This window comes from Legionella donaldsonii, from assembly GCF_900452385.1.
Taxonomy (GTDB): domain Bacteria; phylum Pseudomonadota; class Gammaproteobacteria; order Legionellales; family Legionellaceae; genus Tatlockia; species Tatlockia donaldsonii.
This window is the reverse complement of record NZ_UGOA01000001.1, coordinates 529,428-544,424: the sequence shown is the minus strand read 5'-3', so window position 1 is coordinate 544,424 and position 14,997 is coordinate 529,428. Positions and strand designations below refer to the sequence as shown.

Below are 14,997 nucleotides of genomic sequence, written 5' to 3'. Positions count from 1 at the left end.
AAGAAATACAATAAATTGATTACCAGGAAAACTCCGAGTACTTATTACTTTGTTACTTACCAAAATGGCATAAGGATAACATACTAGCGTGAAAATCGATCACAACGACTTAATTATTCATAATCAACTCGCGCAGTTTCTCGTGGCGCATAGTCAGGAAGCCATCATTCTTTTAGACCATGAATCGAGGATTGTGATTTATAATCCCATAGCTGAAAAATTATTTAATTGCCCAGCAGCGGAAGCGCTAGGTAAATCGTTTAATGAATTCTGTCTTCAATCTACTAAAAATTGTTTTTCCAAACAGGACTGGCAGCGTTTTTTGGGCGCGAACTTAATTCACTCCATTCCCGCGAATGCAGGAGAGGAACTCAGTCTGACATGGCTTATTGAGCGAATCAAAATTAATGATACCAATTTCCTAATTTTGCAAACAACTAATTATGAAATTAAAAAACAGCATAACGAAATATTTCGCTTGGAAACCCTTATTGAGAATATGCCGTGTAATGTTTACTGGATGGATAAAGATTGCTTAATGTTAGGCTGCAACCAAAATGTATTATCTATGCTAAACATGACTCGTGAGCAGTTCAAAGGAAAATCCTATGAGGAGCTTGCAGTGTTATGCAATTGGCCTAATGGTCTTGCTGAAAAATTAAAAAATGATGATCTACACGTTATGACGACAGGTCAGCCCATTTTTGGTATTGAAGATCCCCCTATTCCTCATATTAACAATACCGTGTTAAACCTTTTAACAAGTCGCGTCCCACTGCGAGATAATACAGGTAAAGTAGTGGGGGTTGCAGGAATTTCGGTCGATATCACGGCTTTAAAAGAAGCGAGACTATTAGCCGAGACGGCTAATCAGGCAAAAACAGAATTTATAGCAAACATGAGTCATGATATCCGTACACCCTTAAGTGGTATTATTGGGATGTCCAAGTTCCTGGAAGAAGGTGCCGGTAATCCTCAAGAAAAACAGTATGCACGTTGGGTTAATGAAAGTGGTGAGCAATTATTAAAATTACTTAATGGCGTTTTAGATGTCGTTTCTGCTGAACAGGTCAGTGAAGAAGATATCCATCAGGAAACGTTCGATCTTCGCCAAAGTATTGAAGGTATTGTTCGGCTGGAACAGCCTATGATCTACCAGAAAAACTTAAATTTAGAGGTGAAAATTGATCAACAAATCCCTCAGTTTCTTGTCTCAGATCGGTTTAAATTACACCGGATTCTACTTAACTTAGTGGGTAACGCAATAAAATTTACAGAAAATGGACGCGTCCTAATAGGCATTTCCCAGCGTTCAAAGACTAATGAACGCATAGAGCTTGATTTTAGAATCACGGATACAGGCACTGGTATTCCTAAAGAATTACAATCCAAGGTTTTTGAACGATTTTATCGCATCTCCCCTTCTTATAAAGGAGAATATCATGGCCATGGCGTGGGATTACACATTGTTGAAAAGTACGTTTCTCTTCTAGGCGGCAAAATTCAATTAGAAAGCGAGGAAGGAAAGGGAACTACCTTTTATTTCACCTTATCGATGGCTATCGGAAAAAAAGAAGATGCCGTTATTTCTGAGCCTATTCAACCTGCCAATACCTCCTCTTCAAAAGAACCGATCAACATTCAACCCTCAAACTCTAGTTTAGAGCTGCCCGCTGATAGCGACTCGCCTTACCTCTTATTGGTAGAAGACAATTTAATTGCTTTGAAAATTGTAGAAACCATTACGCAACAAACGGGTTGTCGCTTTGTTTCAGCGACGGATGGTGAAAAAGCCTTTAAACTAGCTACCTCTCAACATTTTGATTTAATTCTTACGGATATTGGCTTACCTGGCATGTCAGGTAACGAGTTAGCTCGAGCCATCCGCAAGTGGGAAACTGACAATAGTCTACCCTCTATCCCTATTGTCGGCTTAACCGCACATGGCTTAATAGCTGCCAAGCCAGAATCCTTACAGGCAGGCATGAATATGGTCATCAGTAAACCAATTCAATTAGCAACATTACAAACGGTAATCAATCAATTTATTAAATCATGCAACATACAAAAAACTAAAACGTTAGGCGTCGATTTGCCTGAAACAGAAGACGAACTCTTTCTTCTAGATCATTATCCACTGTTTGATCTGGAAACAGGTATAACTAATCTTGGTAATGAAGATGTACTTCGAGAGTTGCTTTCATTGATGTTAAATCAGGAACTTCCTGGAGATTCACTAAAAATTCAAAGCGCCTATAATGAGCAAAACTGGGATAAGATTGAAGATTTAGCCCATAAGCTTAAAAGCGGCGCAGTTTATTGTGGAACAATTCGACTTAAATATGCTTGTCAGTATTTAGAGCGTTATCATAAAGCGGGCCACACTCACAAGCTAGAACAATTATACCATCAATTAATTCAGGTGATTAACGATTCTCAGCGTGAAATCAAAGAATGGTTAGCGCAAGAAAATCATGTGAGTTTGTGAACACGAGGGCGTGTTTTACAGGCGGTTAATTGGTCAGTCGTCTGTCAAAAATAAGTCAAGGCAATAATATTTCAGATTTTGCTGACAACATCATCTAAGGGAAATAGATATGCACTGGACTAATAGTTCAAGGAAAAAGCTTTGGATACTATTCTTTGTCATTGCGGGAATGATGATTTTAAGTCTGTTTATACCAGAGATTAATAAACCAAGTCCTTCCTCACGAGTGACCGCTGAGACCAAAATAAAATTGCCCGCCCCCCTTTATGACAGTACCACCTCCCTTGAACAAGCACTCAAACAGCGCCGGTCGATAAGACAATATAAAGAGGATGCTATAACGTTGCAGCAAGTATCACAATTACTCTGGGCGGCACAAGGTATCACTTCGCCAGAGGGATTTCGTACAGCACCTTCCGCAGGTGCATTGTACCCCTTGGAAATTTACTTGGTTAGTGGCAACGTTCGTGGTTTACCGACGGGGGTCTATCATTATTTACCAGCAGAACATGCGCTACAACTCATGGTCAAAGGCGATAAGCGAACCGCGTTAACAGCAGCCGCTCTGCAGCAAAATGCGATAAAATTTGCACCAGTTAATCTAGTAATGACTGCTGTGTATGCCAGAACTACAAAGAAATATGGCAATCGCGGCAAGCAATATGTGCATATGGAAATTGGACATGCGGCACAAAACGTGTGCTTACAAGTCACCGCTCTAGGGCTTGGAACCGTTATCATAGGGGCTTTGGATGAGCCCGCTTTTAGAGCAATACTTGCACTTCCTAAAGAAGAAACCCCTCTTTATATAATGCCAGTAGGTAAAAGATGAGTTATTGCGTGGTATTGGCATGCATGACATCTTTGCCTGTTAATCTCATTGTTACTCCCTCTACCAATTTACTGTTTTCATTATTGTATCCATGAGAGTTAGTCCTGCCGTTTCTATTCACCAGCCAACTTTCTATAATGCCTGTTTTATTCATGGAATGATAATGTTTGGAAAAGATGAATTAACACCATACGACAAAAATAAAATAAAAGAGGTAGTCAAAAAGGAGCCAATTAATAAGATAGCCAAGCTTATCCAAAATCGTCATGAAAGCGATGTATGGTGTAGAGCGTTAATTGATGAGTTTCTTTTGTATCGCGATGATCGCGATATCAGCGCCTTAATCAATAGTTCGGAAGTCCGTCAAACGCTCTTACAAAAAGGGTTGTTAGGGCCCTGCTTGCTAACGACTAATACAAATAGTTCACCTCAATTAATTGAGAAACAGTGGCTTGCCTTAAAAATTTTGTTTCCAACACCGGAGTCATTTGATCCATTCAAAACTCACGTTGATATTTTGCTGGCACTTCTATTTTTTGTCGCAAACAAAGAACCGCCGACTATAGAAACACTATTACTTAAATTACAAATTAATCATCGATTAGTTGTCTATCAAGCGCCCTACGGCTACCGTATTGGAGATCAATGGCTTATCAAGAGTAGTTATGATAAACACTACGATTATTCAACACTCAATTACCTCATTAGTGAGGGATGTGACGTATTTGCCTATGATCCAGAAAAATATAACGAATCCAGTTTAACTTGTATTAATAGTCCTGATATTTTAATTGCTCTGCTCAATAGCGTACAAGGCAAGCATTTACCGCTTGCCTGCATCAATACATTTGGTGACACTATCATGCATCATGTCCTTGCATCTAAACAATTACACGTTCCGGAGCTATTGGGACATAAACTAATGCGCCCCTACCTTAATAGCCCCAATAGGAAAGGATTACCCCCCCTTTTTTCTTTAAGGAAAACAGAGTATACCGAGCAAACCATGAAGATATTAATTGCGAATGGTTTAAATTTACTGGTGCCCGATATGCCAGTCGGTGCATGGTGTAGGAGTGAGCGCGATATTGGTTTCTTGCATGATTTTGTAGTAACTACCTCGGCCGATAAAGCAAATAATGCCTCTTTGTATACTTTTTTTGCTAAAAATCAATCGTATGAACGTCGGTTACTGATGCAAGAAATTCGCACCCAAACTGCAAGCATGGGGATAACACAGAGGAAATAACGAGTTTTCTTGCCAACTAGCCATTGAAAAATAGACGCGAAATCGTCTAGTATGAGCGCAGTTTAATTGTAGTCAGCTGGTAGTTGATTGCCGTTCCTTCTATCAGCACTTATAACGTGCATTTAAAAACCCCAAAAATGCTCAATAATCTTATTACTTTGCGGTGATTATCCGGAAAAAGCCACTGTTTTCAGGAATCACTACAGAGCGTTAATCCTTGCTCTCTTAGCTTGAATTAATCGAATGTGAGTCCGGAGAATTCATGAATCAACTAAAAATTATAAGCGCTTTTACGGTAACGACCTTCGTATTAACTTTTTTATTAACCAGTTCAAACTCTATTTTAGCGAATGCGCTTTCACAAGCTGCCCCTGCCGTAGTAGTACTAGGCCTGATTCTCTTGTCTAGACAGAAAATGGTGGGATTTAAAGAGCTAGGTCTTTTTAACTTGGGTAACGTGCAATGGTACCTCATTGCTATTAGTTTACCCGCTGCCGCGATTGTAACCAGTTATCTACTGGCAACTCGTTTAGGGTATTTCTCATTGGATTTAAAACTACCCGCATATACTGTCATTTATCACACCTTTTTATTCATGTTCATGTGGCCTCTGCTTTGGGCAATGACTGAAGAGATAGGGTGGAGAGGGTTTTTACAACCAAAGCTCATCAACTTATTTGGCTTACGACCTGGCCTCTTTCTTACTGGAATCACCTGGGCTGTTTGGCATTTTATCTTTATCTTTCCTGGCACCTATTACGAAGAAGGCAATTTATTGATAAACACCTTACTGTTTACAGTCACAATAGTACTAATGTCCTTTGCAATAGGCTGGATCCGCTGGAAAAGCCAAAGCCTATGGCCGTGCGTCCTATTCCACTCGGCCTCTAATGCCACTTGGCAAATCTGTTCCTATCAATTCAATGTGAAAAACCCTTATTACATTTATATGGCGGGTGAAGCTGGGGTTTTAAATATTGTTTTCTGGGGAGTCGTTTTGATCGTAGTTTGGAAGGGATTAGTGAGTAGCACGCATAAGAGTTCTGATGGGGAGTATAACGAGAACCTCTTGATGAAAGTACCCCATCCCTAATCGAACAAATCAGGGGGACAAAGCTTGAATCGGGGCGGAAAATTCAAGCCCTCCTCCAAAATTTTCATCGTGTCCACCCAAAGCCTTGCTGAAGCATAGCGTAATCAAGCTATTCATTTCCACAACTAAACTACCCTGGGTTATTCTCCAGATTGCCAACGATTATTGATTTGATTTTTTTCCATTAAATACTAAGATTTACATAGTTAGATCTAAGTAGAAGGATCTTGAAATGATCTTGAAAATTATTTTCACTCTCCTAATCATTCTTGTTCTCGCCATTACTTTCCGTAAAATTACCTGGCCTACCAACCCCTACCCGGAGCAAACCTATACCGAATCTACTCCTCACTTTAAGGAAGTGGATGTGGGTTTTACTCATCAATATGACAAGAATCACTCCCTTCCATTTATGGGAGCAGCTATTTTCGATCTTCTTGGCAAGGGAGAACAATATTTGTTTGCAGGCGGCGGCTATAATCAGCCCGATAAATTGTTTGTTTATCGAAATAACCAGTTTATCGATGTATCGAACGAAGCCGGATTAACCAAACCAGCCAATGATACCACCTACGCCGTCGTCGCCGTCGATGCAACGGGGAATCAATTACCCGACCTCTTTGTAGCCAGAGACAGCGGTATTTATTTTTATGAAAATAATCAAGGAGTCTTTACTGTTAAGAAGCTTGATATCGCGATTGATGAACGATTCGCTCCTATCTCTATTGCACATGCCGATTTACAGAAAAAAGGAACGGTTGATCTTTACATTGCAATGTACCTGAAACCGGCTTATGTAGAAGGTCAAACGATATTTAATAAGAAAAACTATGGCGCTAAAAGCCTGCTTTTAAAAAACAATGGCGACAATACATTTACCGATATAACCGATGCAGCCGGACTTGATTATATTCATAATACGTTTCAGGGCGTCTTTGTTGATTTAGATGGGGATAATGAACTTGACCTGGTGGTTGCACACGATACCGGCCAAGTCAGGACTTATAAAAATATGGGTAATTTAACCTTTAAGAATATGCCCAACCCCACCTCGGCTGTCTACTCCTATCCCATGGGTATTGCAGTGGGCGATTATGACAACAACGGGCTTCCCGATTTGTTCTTTAGTAACATAGGTCCTTTTTATTGGTGGAATATCGGTTCAACCCCTCCAAATTTCATTGTACGCGGCGATTTGAACAAAAATCAGTACTTATTAAGGGACAATATTTTTCTGGCGAATCGCGGCAATTTTCAATTTGAAGACGTGGCCAAACAAACTAAAACTGCCGATTACGAATTTGGCTGGGGCGTTCTCTTTCAGGATTTCGCCAACGACGGCAAACAAGATTTGGTAATCGCCCAAAATTATGTCCAGTTTCCTCTACACTGGATTTTCCGCTTACCCGGACGCGTTTTAAAGGAATTGCCCAATAACACCTATGCATCCATTGAAAAACAGGCAAACGCTGAAGATCCTTATTATGCCATTTCACCATTGAGTACTGATTTCAGTGGAAACGGCTATGCTGATCTGGTTTATACCAATTTAGCGGGTCCCTTGAAAGCATTTATTAACCAGGGCGGAAATAATAATTATATCAAGGTTATTATGCCTAATGCACCAGAGGCACTTGGGGCAGTTTTAAAATTAAAACTAACAAACGGCAAAACGTTAACACGGTTTTTTGTGCCTACCCAAGGCTTATGCGCTTATCAGGGAAATCAAATTTTCTTTGGTTTGGGTAACGAACAACAAGTTGAGTCGCTCACGGTAAATTACATGAATGGCAAGGAAAAAATTATTTCAGCACCTGCAATAAACAGCACGATTAAGTTTGAGATGGCTGAGTCTCCCATGTAATAATTTTTACATCCTTTTGTCTTCTATATGCAATGGATTCTGAATCATCTGGTTCAGAATCCATTCGATTTTGTTATCTGAGTCTAAACGCAATGTAGGTTGAAAGTGCGAAAAAAATGGTGTAGGTCACGTTCATAGCAATAGGCATGATGTACTTTCCAACCGCAGGTATAATCAAATAAATTAAAAAGACCGATACTAATAAGAAGATGGGATTAAAAACCCACATCCAGTTCGGATAAGCGGTATTGCCATTCAAGACCAGGTAAATAAAGCCTGCTGACCCCAGTAAGGTGGTAAAACGAATAATTTGCAGTAAGGATTCATCATAGAGTTGATACGATTGAATGAGGGCAGCTAAATCGGATGGGCCAATTTTAGATTGAATAATAGAGCCAATCATTGCCCGTGAACCTATCCAGATTATTCCCATTATAAAGCCATAACCAATAACCATGGTCGTAATTAAAGGTAAATTACCGCCCGCAGGCTCCAGCATTTTATAAAGATGCCAAAACCCAACCAAATACAACGGCGCCGCTAATACAGCAATAAAATGGCCGACCGTTAAGCGATTGCGAGAAATATCCAGCATAAAATGATAAGGAATTTTGGAATCATAGCCCTGATTGGTAAAGTGAAGTAAGAATTCTCCAGTACCAACCAAAACAGCCGCAACTAAACCAATCAACCCGGTTAGAACAATTTTGTCATCCATGTCATTATCTCTCAGTTAGGATACGCTATCATTAAATATAGAGAGTGTGGGAGGTGATAATATTATCACCCCTTTCAGGCATGATAATAGAGTAGTCTGCCTTCCTTGCTAATAAATTTCAGGTTTTTGTGTCTTAAATAAGGGAATGGATATGACAGAAAAATACACCATGAAAGCAACCCTCGTTGAAAAAGCCTCTTCCGATTGGGTTAAGGATCTTTTTGAGCGCTCTCAAACTGAGGCAAAAATGATTCCCAATTTATTCAGGGCGATGGCCAATGCCCCTGAAATTTTACAAACCTATTTGGACGCTTATAATAATTTCACCAGGCATTCAGGTTTTTCAGCCGCTGAACAACAAATTATTTTTTTGGTCATCAGTTATGAAAATGGCTGTGATTATTGTGTCGCTGCCCATTCCACTGCTGCCGAATTTCAGGCAAAAGTTCCCCAGGACACAGTCGATGCTATACGAAATGATAACCCTGTCCCTGATCAAAAAATGCAAACACTGATTGAGTTTACGCGCGAAATGTTATGGTCACGCGGAAACCCTTCGCCAAAAAGCGTGGAAGAATTTATTCATGCCGGGTATCAGGAAAAACAAATTCTTGACCTTGTACTGGCTATCGCTGCAAAAACCTTATCCAATTACACCAATCATCTCTTCCAAACGCCTATTGACCCCGTATTTAAAGCCCGTGAATTTAAAGTTATAAAATTCGCTTCCCGAGTTTTGAATTATTTTAAACGATGAATGCCTCAAAAACTTGCTAGAGGTGCACCTCGATTGCGGCCAGTGCCTCAGCCTTTGTTGAATATAGACTATGATTAAAAAATACCTTTCTTTTTATAGGACAACATCATGAAAAAGTCTTCAAAACAACCTTCAAAAAATAGAAATAAAGAAACTGTAAAAAAAGAGGATTTAAAGAATATTTCCGGAGGCACACAACGGTTTCCCGACCTTAAACTTGATCCAGATGATATTATACGTTTCTTCGATGAGCATAAAAAGAATAGGAAGGAATGAAAAGAGAGGTGAGTTGGAGTTAACGATTTATAGCAGTGAAAAGAGCAAGTTCCGGAGGGCCAGGACAACCTGTAGCAAATCCAAATCAATTTGAACTAGTATGCAGAACATTGATTAACTGAGTACATGCATTTGCTTGACAACATCAAGTGAACTGGTTTTGGCTTATCTGAGTGTTCATTCGAAAAATTAGGGTCAAATCAATAATAATTTTTATTTTCACCTAAAATCCATTTTATGGGGGACTTGACCCTGTGGAATTAGCAGGAGAATCTTGGCGCTTCTTCTTGAACGGGTTCAGGTTGAACGGGTACAGGTTGAACAGGTGCGGGGTTTAAAATTCCCTGATTTAAGCCGCCAGCCAGCAACAACGTTCCGACAGACATTAAGACCCATCCAAACATTTGGATAGTTCCATTGAGATTGAACGTTGAATTTTCACCTTCTTTTTTATCTTGAACCCCTTCTTCCCCGCTCAATTTTTGTAAAGAACCGTTAAGGAATTGGGAAAGACCATTCACTACATCATCCGCTTGAATGCTTTCAACCTTTGATTTAATGGTACGCTTTAAACCCCTGGTGATCTCATCACCTACATTGGTAAGCGTGTCATCAAATTGCACAGCCATTTTTTTGGCAGCTTGTGCTAAGGGCTCAGAGAAATTACCCATTAACCTGGCCATTAAATCATTACTGCTTGTTACAGCAGGGACCGTGGGAAGAGCATCAGTAGTAGGTTCTGATTTTTTCGCAAGCCTTGCAGGAGAAGGACTGTCTTCACTCAAGATACTTAAAATACCAGTTTTTGCGCGATTGAAAGTGCTTCTAATTACGATATCACCAATAAAACTTTCAACGGAACTTTTTAGGCCGCTTGAAGTTTCGTCGAGCGTAACTTTAGCACCGCCTAATAAACTGTTTAAACCTTCTTTTGCAGTTTTCAACAGACCCATTATCAACTCCTATTTAGTAAAAATCCTTTACATAATAACCAGGAATGATTAAGGAATGAATGCAACTGATTTGTAAACTTTGTAAAAAAAATGAAAAGATGGATGGCTGTTAGTTTTCAAAAAGGAGGCTGTTTGCGGGCTATGCGCCACCAAAGCCTTGATGGCGCATAGTGTAATCAGGGTATTTATTCTCCAAAACCAAACAGCTCTATGGTTTAAGCCGATAGGGTCATTGACCTAAGGCAACACCGCCCTCTTACCATCTGCAAATAGACTGGATTGAACTCGTAGCAGTATATTCTATATAGTCGTAGGTATCGTCATTTTGCCTTGAATAATTGACTAATTTTGCAAACTCTATTCAGATTGTAATTAAATGCAATTAACAACCAACAATTTGATACAAATGTTTACAATTAGTAGGGAACCCTAAAGAGAATACTCACTGATAAATGGATTTTTAATGTCACACATTCCAGCATTTATTATTCGAAATTTAACTAAAACCTATTTAATGGGTGAAGTCGTTATCCATGCATTGCGATGCGTTAGCCTTGACTTATATCAAGGAGAACTGGTCGTATTTTTAGGGCCCTCTGGCAGTGGTAAGTCTACGCTCTTAAATATTATAGGGGGCTTGGATGTCCCCTCGTCTGGTGAAGTAATTTACAAAGATCATATTATCACTTCATCGAGTCAACATGATTTAACCCGATATCGACGCGAGCATATAGGATTTGTTTTTCAATTTTATAATCTGATTTCCAACCTGACTGCTTTAGAGAATGTTTCTATTGTTACCGAAATTGCAGATAATCCCATGCATCCTGAAGACGCAATTAAATTACTTGGTTTGGAAAATCGCATGAACCATTTCCCTTCGCAATTATCTGGAGGAGAACAACAGCGCGTTGCAATAGCTCGAGCTATAGCCAAGAATCCAGATGTTCTTCTATGCGATGAGCCTACAGGAGCACTTGATTGTGAAACCGGTAAAATTGTTTTAGGAACCCTTGCCTTAGCTAATAAGAGGCTGAATACCACCGTAGTGATTATTACTCATAATATCGTGATCAGTGAGATGGCTGATCGAGTCATTCATATAGCCGATGGTTCAATCAGTAAAATATTAAAAAATAAATCCAAGCGAAAGCCAGAAGAATTAGAATGGTAACGGTATTAAACAAAAAATTATGGCGTGATGTTATCAAACTAAAAAGTCAAATTATTACTATCGCCCTGGTGGTTTGCAGTGGAGTGAGTGTCTTACTCGCATCAGTTAATACCTATGTGTCTTTGAAAAACGCGCAACAGGATTTTTATTCAAATTATCATTTTGCGGATGTATTTGCCTCATTGGAAAGAGCACCGAACTATTTAGAAAAGCGTATAACAGAAATTTCGGGGGTCGCCCAGGTGGAAACCCGGATTGTAGAAGATGTCGTGCTTGACTTACCTTGGATGCCTGAACCGGCTGTAGGCCGTTTTATATCAATATCTGATAAAACATCTGCTCTTAATCAATTATTTTTATACCAGGGAAGGCTGCCAGATAAGAATCGTCCGGATGAAATAGTAGTCAATGAAAGTTTTGCAAAGAGTCATAATTTAAAACCTGGTGATAGTATTATTGCCTTATTAAATGAGTATAGAGAAAAGCTAAAAATTGTAGGTATTGTTTTGTCACCCGAGTATGTATATGCCATCCGAGGGGAGGATTTGCTTCCAGACAATCGGCATTTTGGTGTTTTTTGGATGAATCGAAAGGCGTTAAGTGCTGCATTTGGAATGCAGGATGCTTTTAATGATATTAATATTAAACTTGCACCACATACCTCAGAACAATTTGTAATAACTCAATTAGAAAGAATTTTTCATTCTTATGGTTTAACTATTAGCTATACACGCAAAGATCAGATATCCGATCGCTTTATAACGAATGAAATAAAACAGCAAAAAATTATTGCGACCTATATCCCCCCTGTTTTTTTAATAGTGGCAGCATTTTTATTAAATTTAGTGACAGGGCGTTTAATAAGTAAAGAGCGCGAGCAAATAGCAACGTTAAAGGCTTTAGGTTACCGTGATTTAGCTATTGCCTATCATTATATTAAAATAATCCTGATTATTATTTTTATTGGAGCACTTGGGGGGGTGTCATTAGGCGCATGGTTTGGTAACTTAATGACCAATCTATATACCGACTATTTTAGATTCCCTAAATTCCCCTATGTTTTTTCCTACCTTGCAGCCATCATTGGAGTCTTATTTTGTTTTTTAGCTGCTATTCTGGGGGCATTGCGAGCAATTCGTCAGGTAATAAATCTTATGCCTGCTGTAGCGATGAAACCGCCAACCCCTATGATGTATCGAGCAACTATCCTTGAAAAATTTCACTTTTTTTCCCGGCTTCCCAGTAGTATAAAAATGGTTTCCCGGTACATTTTCCGCCATTTTTTACGCACAATATTGACCTGCGTAGGTATTGCATTAGCAATGGCTATCGTAATACTAGGATTATTTTGGCAAGACGCTATACGTTATCTCATAAATACTCAATTTATAATGGCGCAACGTGAACAGGCTGCCGTCAGCTTTATTAATCCCGTTAATAAAATAGCTTTAATGGAGTTGAACAAAATTGTGGGGGTCACCAATAGCGAAGGTTATCGTGTTGTACCTGCTCGACTAACCTACCAACATCGAAGTGAATTGTCCTCGGTGTTTGGTATCCCTGAAAATAACAAACTGAAACTATTATTAGACAAAAATCTTAATCGAATGAATATTCCCAAACATGCCTTGTTAATCAGCGAAGGGTTAGCAGAACGACTGCATTTGGCTATTGGTGATAAGCTTGAGGTTGAACTACTTGAAGGGAACAAAGCAAAAACTCAATTGAAAGTACAAGGAATTATAAATGACTATGTAGGAATGTTTGCTTATATGGAAATTGAAGCACTTAATCATTTATTAAATGAGGATCGGTTAATCAACACAGCAGCTATTACTGTAGACACAAAAAATATCAAAAATTTGTATAAAAAGGTAAAAGAAATACCCAAGATAGGCACCATTACTTTTAAAACATCGATCATTAAGACATTTGAAGAAACCTTTGCGAAACATATCCTTGTATTTACAACTATTCTTGCAGGTTTTGCCATTATTATTGCGGTTAGCGTCGTTTATAATAATGCGAGTATTACCCTGGCAGAAAGAGCAAGAGAGTTAACTACATTACAAGTTTTAGGATTTACTCAGGGGGAAGTATCAACGTTACTTATTTTAAATCACCTGTTTGAAATGGTACTTGCTATCCCTTTAGGATTAATCACAGGGTACCTGTTGTCCTGGTCTATACTGCACCTAATGCAAACCGATTGGTTTAAGATTCCATTTGTTATAGAGCTTAAAACTTATATTATCTCAATTATGGTTATATTTTTTGCCAGTTTAATTAGTTTTTATATTATTCAGCGTAAAGCAAGCCATCTGAATTTGACCTCTGTCTTAAAGGTAACAGACTAATGAAGATAATGAACCTGAATTTGAAAAAACTAATCGGATATTCACTGGCAATCATTGTCGTTTTTGGTGTTATCCTCTGGATCCTTTCTCATAAAGGCATCCCGGTTGAAACAGCAAAAGTAAAGTACGATCACTTTGTTCAGTATATTGAAGATGATGCAAAAACACGCGCGATAAAAATATACACGATTGTTTCTCCGGTTTCAGGTGAACTTATACGCATCAATTGGCTTGAAGGCGATAAAGTAAAAAAGGATGAGGTAATTGCTACTATAAGGCCAAAAATCCCAGTTTTGCTTGATATTCGAGCCAGGCAAGAGTTAGAGCAAGAGTTAGGTACGGCTGAGGCGTTATATGAACAGGCAAAAGCAGAGTCGATTCGTGCTGAAGCAGCACTTAAGACCGCCGAATCGGATTTGAAAAGAAAGGAACCATTGGCTAAAAAGGGCTTCGTTTCGGAAACAGAATTAGAACATACTCAATTGGAATATCAATTGAGACAGAAAGAATATAATGCCGTATTACGTAAGTTACATGCAGCAGAGCATTACATTTTAAAAGTTAAAGCATCACTTTCGGGAACCGATATCAAGACAATGAATCACCAAGAGAAGGTCGAGATTCATTCTCCTGTCACTGGGTCAATTTTGAGAGTTATCGAAAAAAGTGAAACCACCGTTGAGCCTGGTACAAAAATTATGGACATTGCTAATGTTGTAGGTCTTGAGATCGTCGCCGATATATTAAGCGAGGATGCGGCACAAATTCCACCTCATGCAAAAGTAATCATAAGACGGTGGGGAGGGGCTTATCCGTTGGAAGGCCGTGTACGCGTTGTTGAACCAAGTGGTTATACGAAAATATCAGCGCTTGGAATAGAAGAGCAGCGGGTCAATGTCATTATTGATATAACAACACCCTACGAATTATGGAAGAATCTTGGAGACGGTTATCGGGTAGATGTAGAAATTGTTCTTTTTGAGTCGGCTCATTCTCCTGTGGTGCCTATGAGTGCTTTATTTAGGGATGAAGAAAACTGGGCGGTTTATGTTGTGAAAGGGGACAGAGCTTATAAGAAGAGAATAATGATTAAACACCATAATCCGGATCTGGCAGTCATAGAGAGTGGTTTAGAGTCAGGCGATGAAGTAATCCTGTATCCCAGCTCTTTGATCCATGAAGGAGTCTTCATTAGGCAATAATACAGAAAAATGTGACGTTTTTGGTATTCAATCT

At 39.1% G+C, this 14,997-nt stretch carries 12 protein-coding genes; 10 read left to right on the top strand and 2 right to left on the bottom strand.

Annotated features, from left to right (window positions below):
• Window positions 1-88 precede the first annotated feature (88 nt).
• The 5 genes from DYC89_RS02535 (at window position 89) to DYC89_RS02515 (ending at window position 7,526) form a co-directional block, all read left to right on the top strand.
• Entirely contained in the window at window positions 89-2,488 is a 2,400-nt protein-coding gene (locus DYC89_RS02535) for an ATP-binding protein (RefSeq protein WP_115220361.1), read from the top strand.
• Between the two features lie 109 nt (window positions 2,489-2,597).
• Window positions 2,598-3,320 carry a SagB/ThcOx family dehydrogenase gene (locus DYC89_RS02530; protein WP_115220360.1) on the top strand — a complete coding sequence of 241 codons (723 nt, stop codon included), beginning with the start codon at window positions 2,598-2,600 and terminating at the stop codon, window positions 3,318-3,320.
• Between the two features lie 163 nt (window positions 3,321-3,483).
• A complete protein-coding gene (locus tag DYC89_RS02525) occupies window positions 3,484-4,569 on the top strand; it encodes a hypothetical protein (protein WP_115220359.1) in 1,086 nt (361 codons plus the stop codon).
• A gap of 262 nt (window positions 4,570-4,831) precedes the next feature.
• On the top strand, window positions 4,832-5,662 hold the full coding sequence (locus DYC89_RS02520) for a CPBP family intramembrane glutamic endopeptidase (protein ID WP_115220358.1): 831 nt from the start codon (window positions 4,832-4,834) through the stop codon (window positions 5,660-5,662).
• Window positions 5,663-5,894: 232 nt separating this feature from the next.
• Window positions 5,895-7,526, top strand: a complete 1,632-nt coding sequence (locus tag DYC89_RS02515) for an FG-GAP repeat domain-containing protein (RefSeq protein WP_115220357.1) — start codon at window positions 5,895-5,897, stop codon at window positions 7,524-7,526.
• Between the two features lie 73 nt (window positions 7,527-7,599).
• Here DYC89_RS02515 and DYC89_RS02510 read toward each other — a convergent pair whose 3' ends face one another.
• Window positions 7,600-8,244, bottom strand: coding sequence for a DUF6796 family protein (locus DYC89_RS02510; RefSeq protein ID WP_115220356.1), 645 nt, complete (start codon window positions 8,242-8,244; stop codon window positions 7,600-7,602).
• Between the two features lie 151 nt (window positions 8,245-8,395).
• Here DYC89_RS02510 and DYC89_RS02505 point away from each other — a divergent pair, with 151 nt between their 5' ends.
• Window positions 8,396-9,001: a carboxymuconolactone decarboxylase family protein gene (locus DYC89_RS02505; protein WP_115220355.1), complete on the top strand. Its 606-nt coding sequence runs from the start codon at window positions 8,396-8,398 to the stop codon at window positions 8,999-9,001.
• 108 nt (window positions 9,002-9,109) lie between these two features.
• Window positions 9,110-9,277 (top strand): hypothetical protein, encoded by a 168-nt coding sequence (locus DYC89_RS16435; RefSeq protein ID WP_181879306.1) that lies wholly within the window; start codon window positions 9,110-9,112, stop codon window positions 9,275-9,277.
• A gap of 260 nt (window positions 9,278-9,537) precedes the next feature.
• Here DYC89_RS16435 and DYC89_RS02500 read toward each other — a convergent pair whose 3' ends face one another.
• The gene (locus tag DYC89_RS02500) at window positions 9,538-10,230 is read right to left on the bottom strand and encodes a hypothetical protein (RefSeq protein ID WP_115220354.1); all 693 of its coding nucleotides are present in this window, start codon (window positions 10,228-10,230) and stop codon (window positions 9,538-9,540) included.
• A 463-nt stretch (window positions 10,231-10,693) separates the two neighbouring features.
• On the opposite strand from DYC89_RS02500, the gene DYC89_RS02495 reads away from it, so the two are divergent.
• The 3 genes from DYC89_RS02495 to DYC89_RS02485 are packed head-to-tail and all read left to right on the top strand — an operon-like array spanning window position 10,694 to window position 14,963.
• Window positions 10,694-11,404 carry an ABC transporter ATP-binding protein gene (locus DYC89_RS02495; RefSeq protein WP_115220353.1) on the top strand — a complete coding sequence of 237 codons (711 nt, stop codon included), beginning with the start codon at window positions 10,694-10,696 and terminating at the stop codon, window positions 11,402-11,404.
• Window positions 11,398-13,761: an ABC transporter permease gene (locus tag DYC89_RS02490; protein WP_115220352.1), complete on the top strand. Its 2,364-nt coding sequence runs from the start codon at window positions 11,398-11,400 to the stop codon at window positions 13,759-13,761. The genes DYC89_RS02495 and DYC89_RS02490 overlap by 7 nt, the downstream gene beginning before the upstream one ends.
• A complete protein-coding gene (locus tag DYC89_RS02485; RefSeq protein WP_115220351.1) occupies window positions 13,761-14,963 on the top strand; it encodes an efflux RND transporter periplasmic adaptor subunit in 1,203 nt (400 codons plus the stop codon). The genes DYC89_RS02490 and DYC89_RS02485 overlap by 1 nt, the downstream gene beginning before the upstream one ends.
• Window positions 14,964-14,997 lie beyond the last annotated feature (34 nt).

Coding starts and splice junctions, on each gene's coding strand:
- DYC89_RS02530 (WP_115220360.1), top strand. CDS start 2,598: ATGCACTGGACTAATAGTTCAAGGAAAAAGCTTTGGATACTATTCTTT.
- DYC89_RS02525 (WP_115220359.1), top strand. CDS start 3,484: ATGTTTGGAAAAGATGAATTAACACCATACGACAAAAATAAAATAAAA.
- DYC89_RS02520 (WP_115220358.1), top strand. CDS start 4,832: ATGAATCAACTAAAAATTATAAGCGCTTTTACGGTAACGACCTTCGTA.
- DYC89_RS02515 (WP_115220357.1), top strand. CDS start 5,895: ATGATCTTGAAAATTATTTTCACTCTCCTAATCATTCTTGTTCTCGCC.
- DYC89_RS02510 (WP_115220356.1), bottom strand. CDS start 8,244: ATGGATGACAAAATTGTTCTAACCGGGTTGATTGGTTTAGTTGCGGCT.
- DYC89_RS02505 (WP_115220355.1), top strand. CDS start 8,396: ATGACAGAAAAATACACCATGAAAGCAACCCTCGTTGAAAAAGCCTCT.
- DYC89_RS16435 (WP_181879306.1), top strand. CDS start 9,110: ATGAAAAAGTCTTCAAAACAACCTTCAAAAAATAGAAATAAAGAAACT.
- DYC89_RS02500 (WP_115220354.1), bottom strand. CDS start 10,230: ATGGGTCTGTTGAAAACTGCAAAAGAAGGTTTAAACAGTTTATTAGGC.
- DYC89_RS02495 (WP_115220353.1), top strand. CDS start 10,694: ATGTCACACATTCCAGCATTTATTATTCGAAATTTAACTAAAACCTAT.
- DYC89_RS02490 (WP_115220352.1), top strand. CDS start 11,398: ATGGTAACGGTATTAAACAAAAAATTATGGCGTGATGTTATCAAACTA.
- DYC89_RS02485 (WP_115220351.1), top strand. CDS start 13,761: ATGAAGATAATGAACCTGAATTTGAAAAAACTAATCGGATATTCACTG.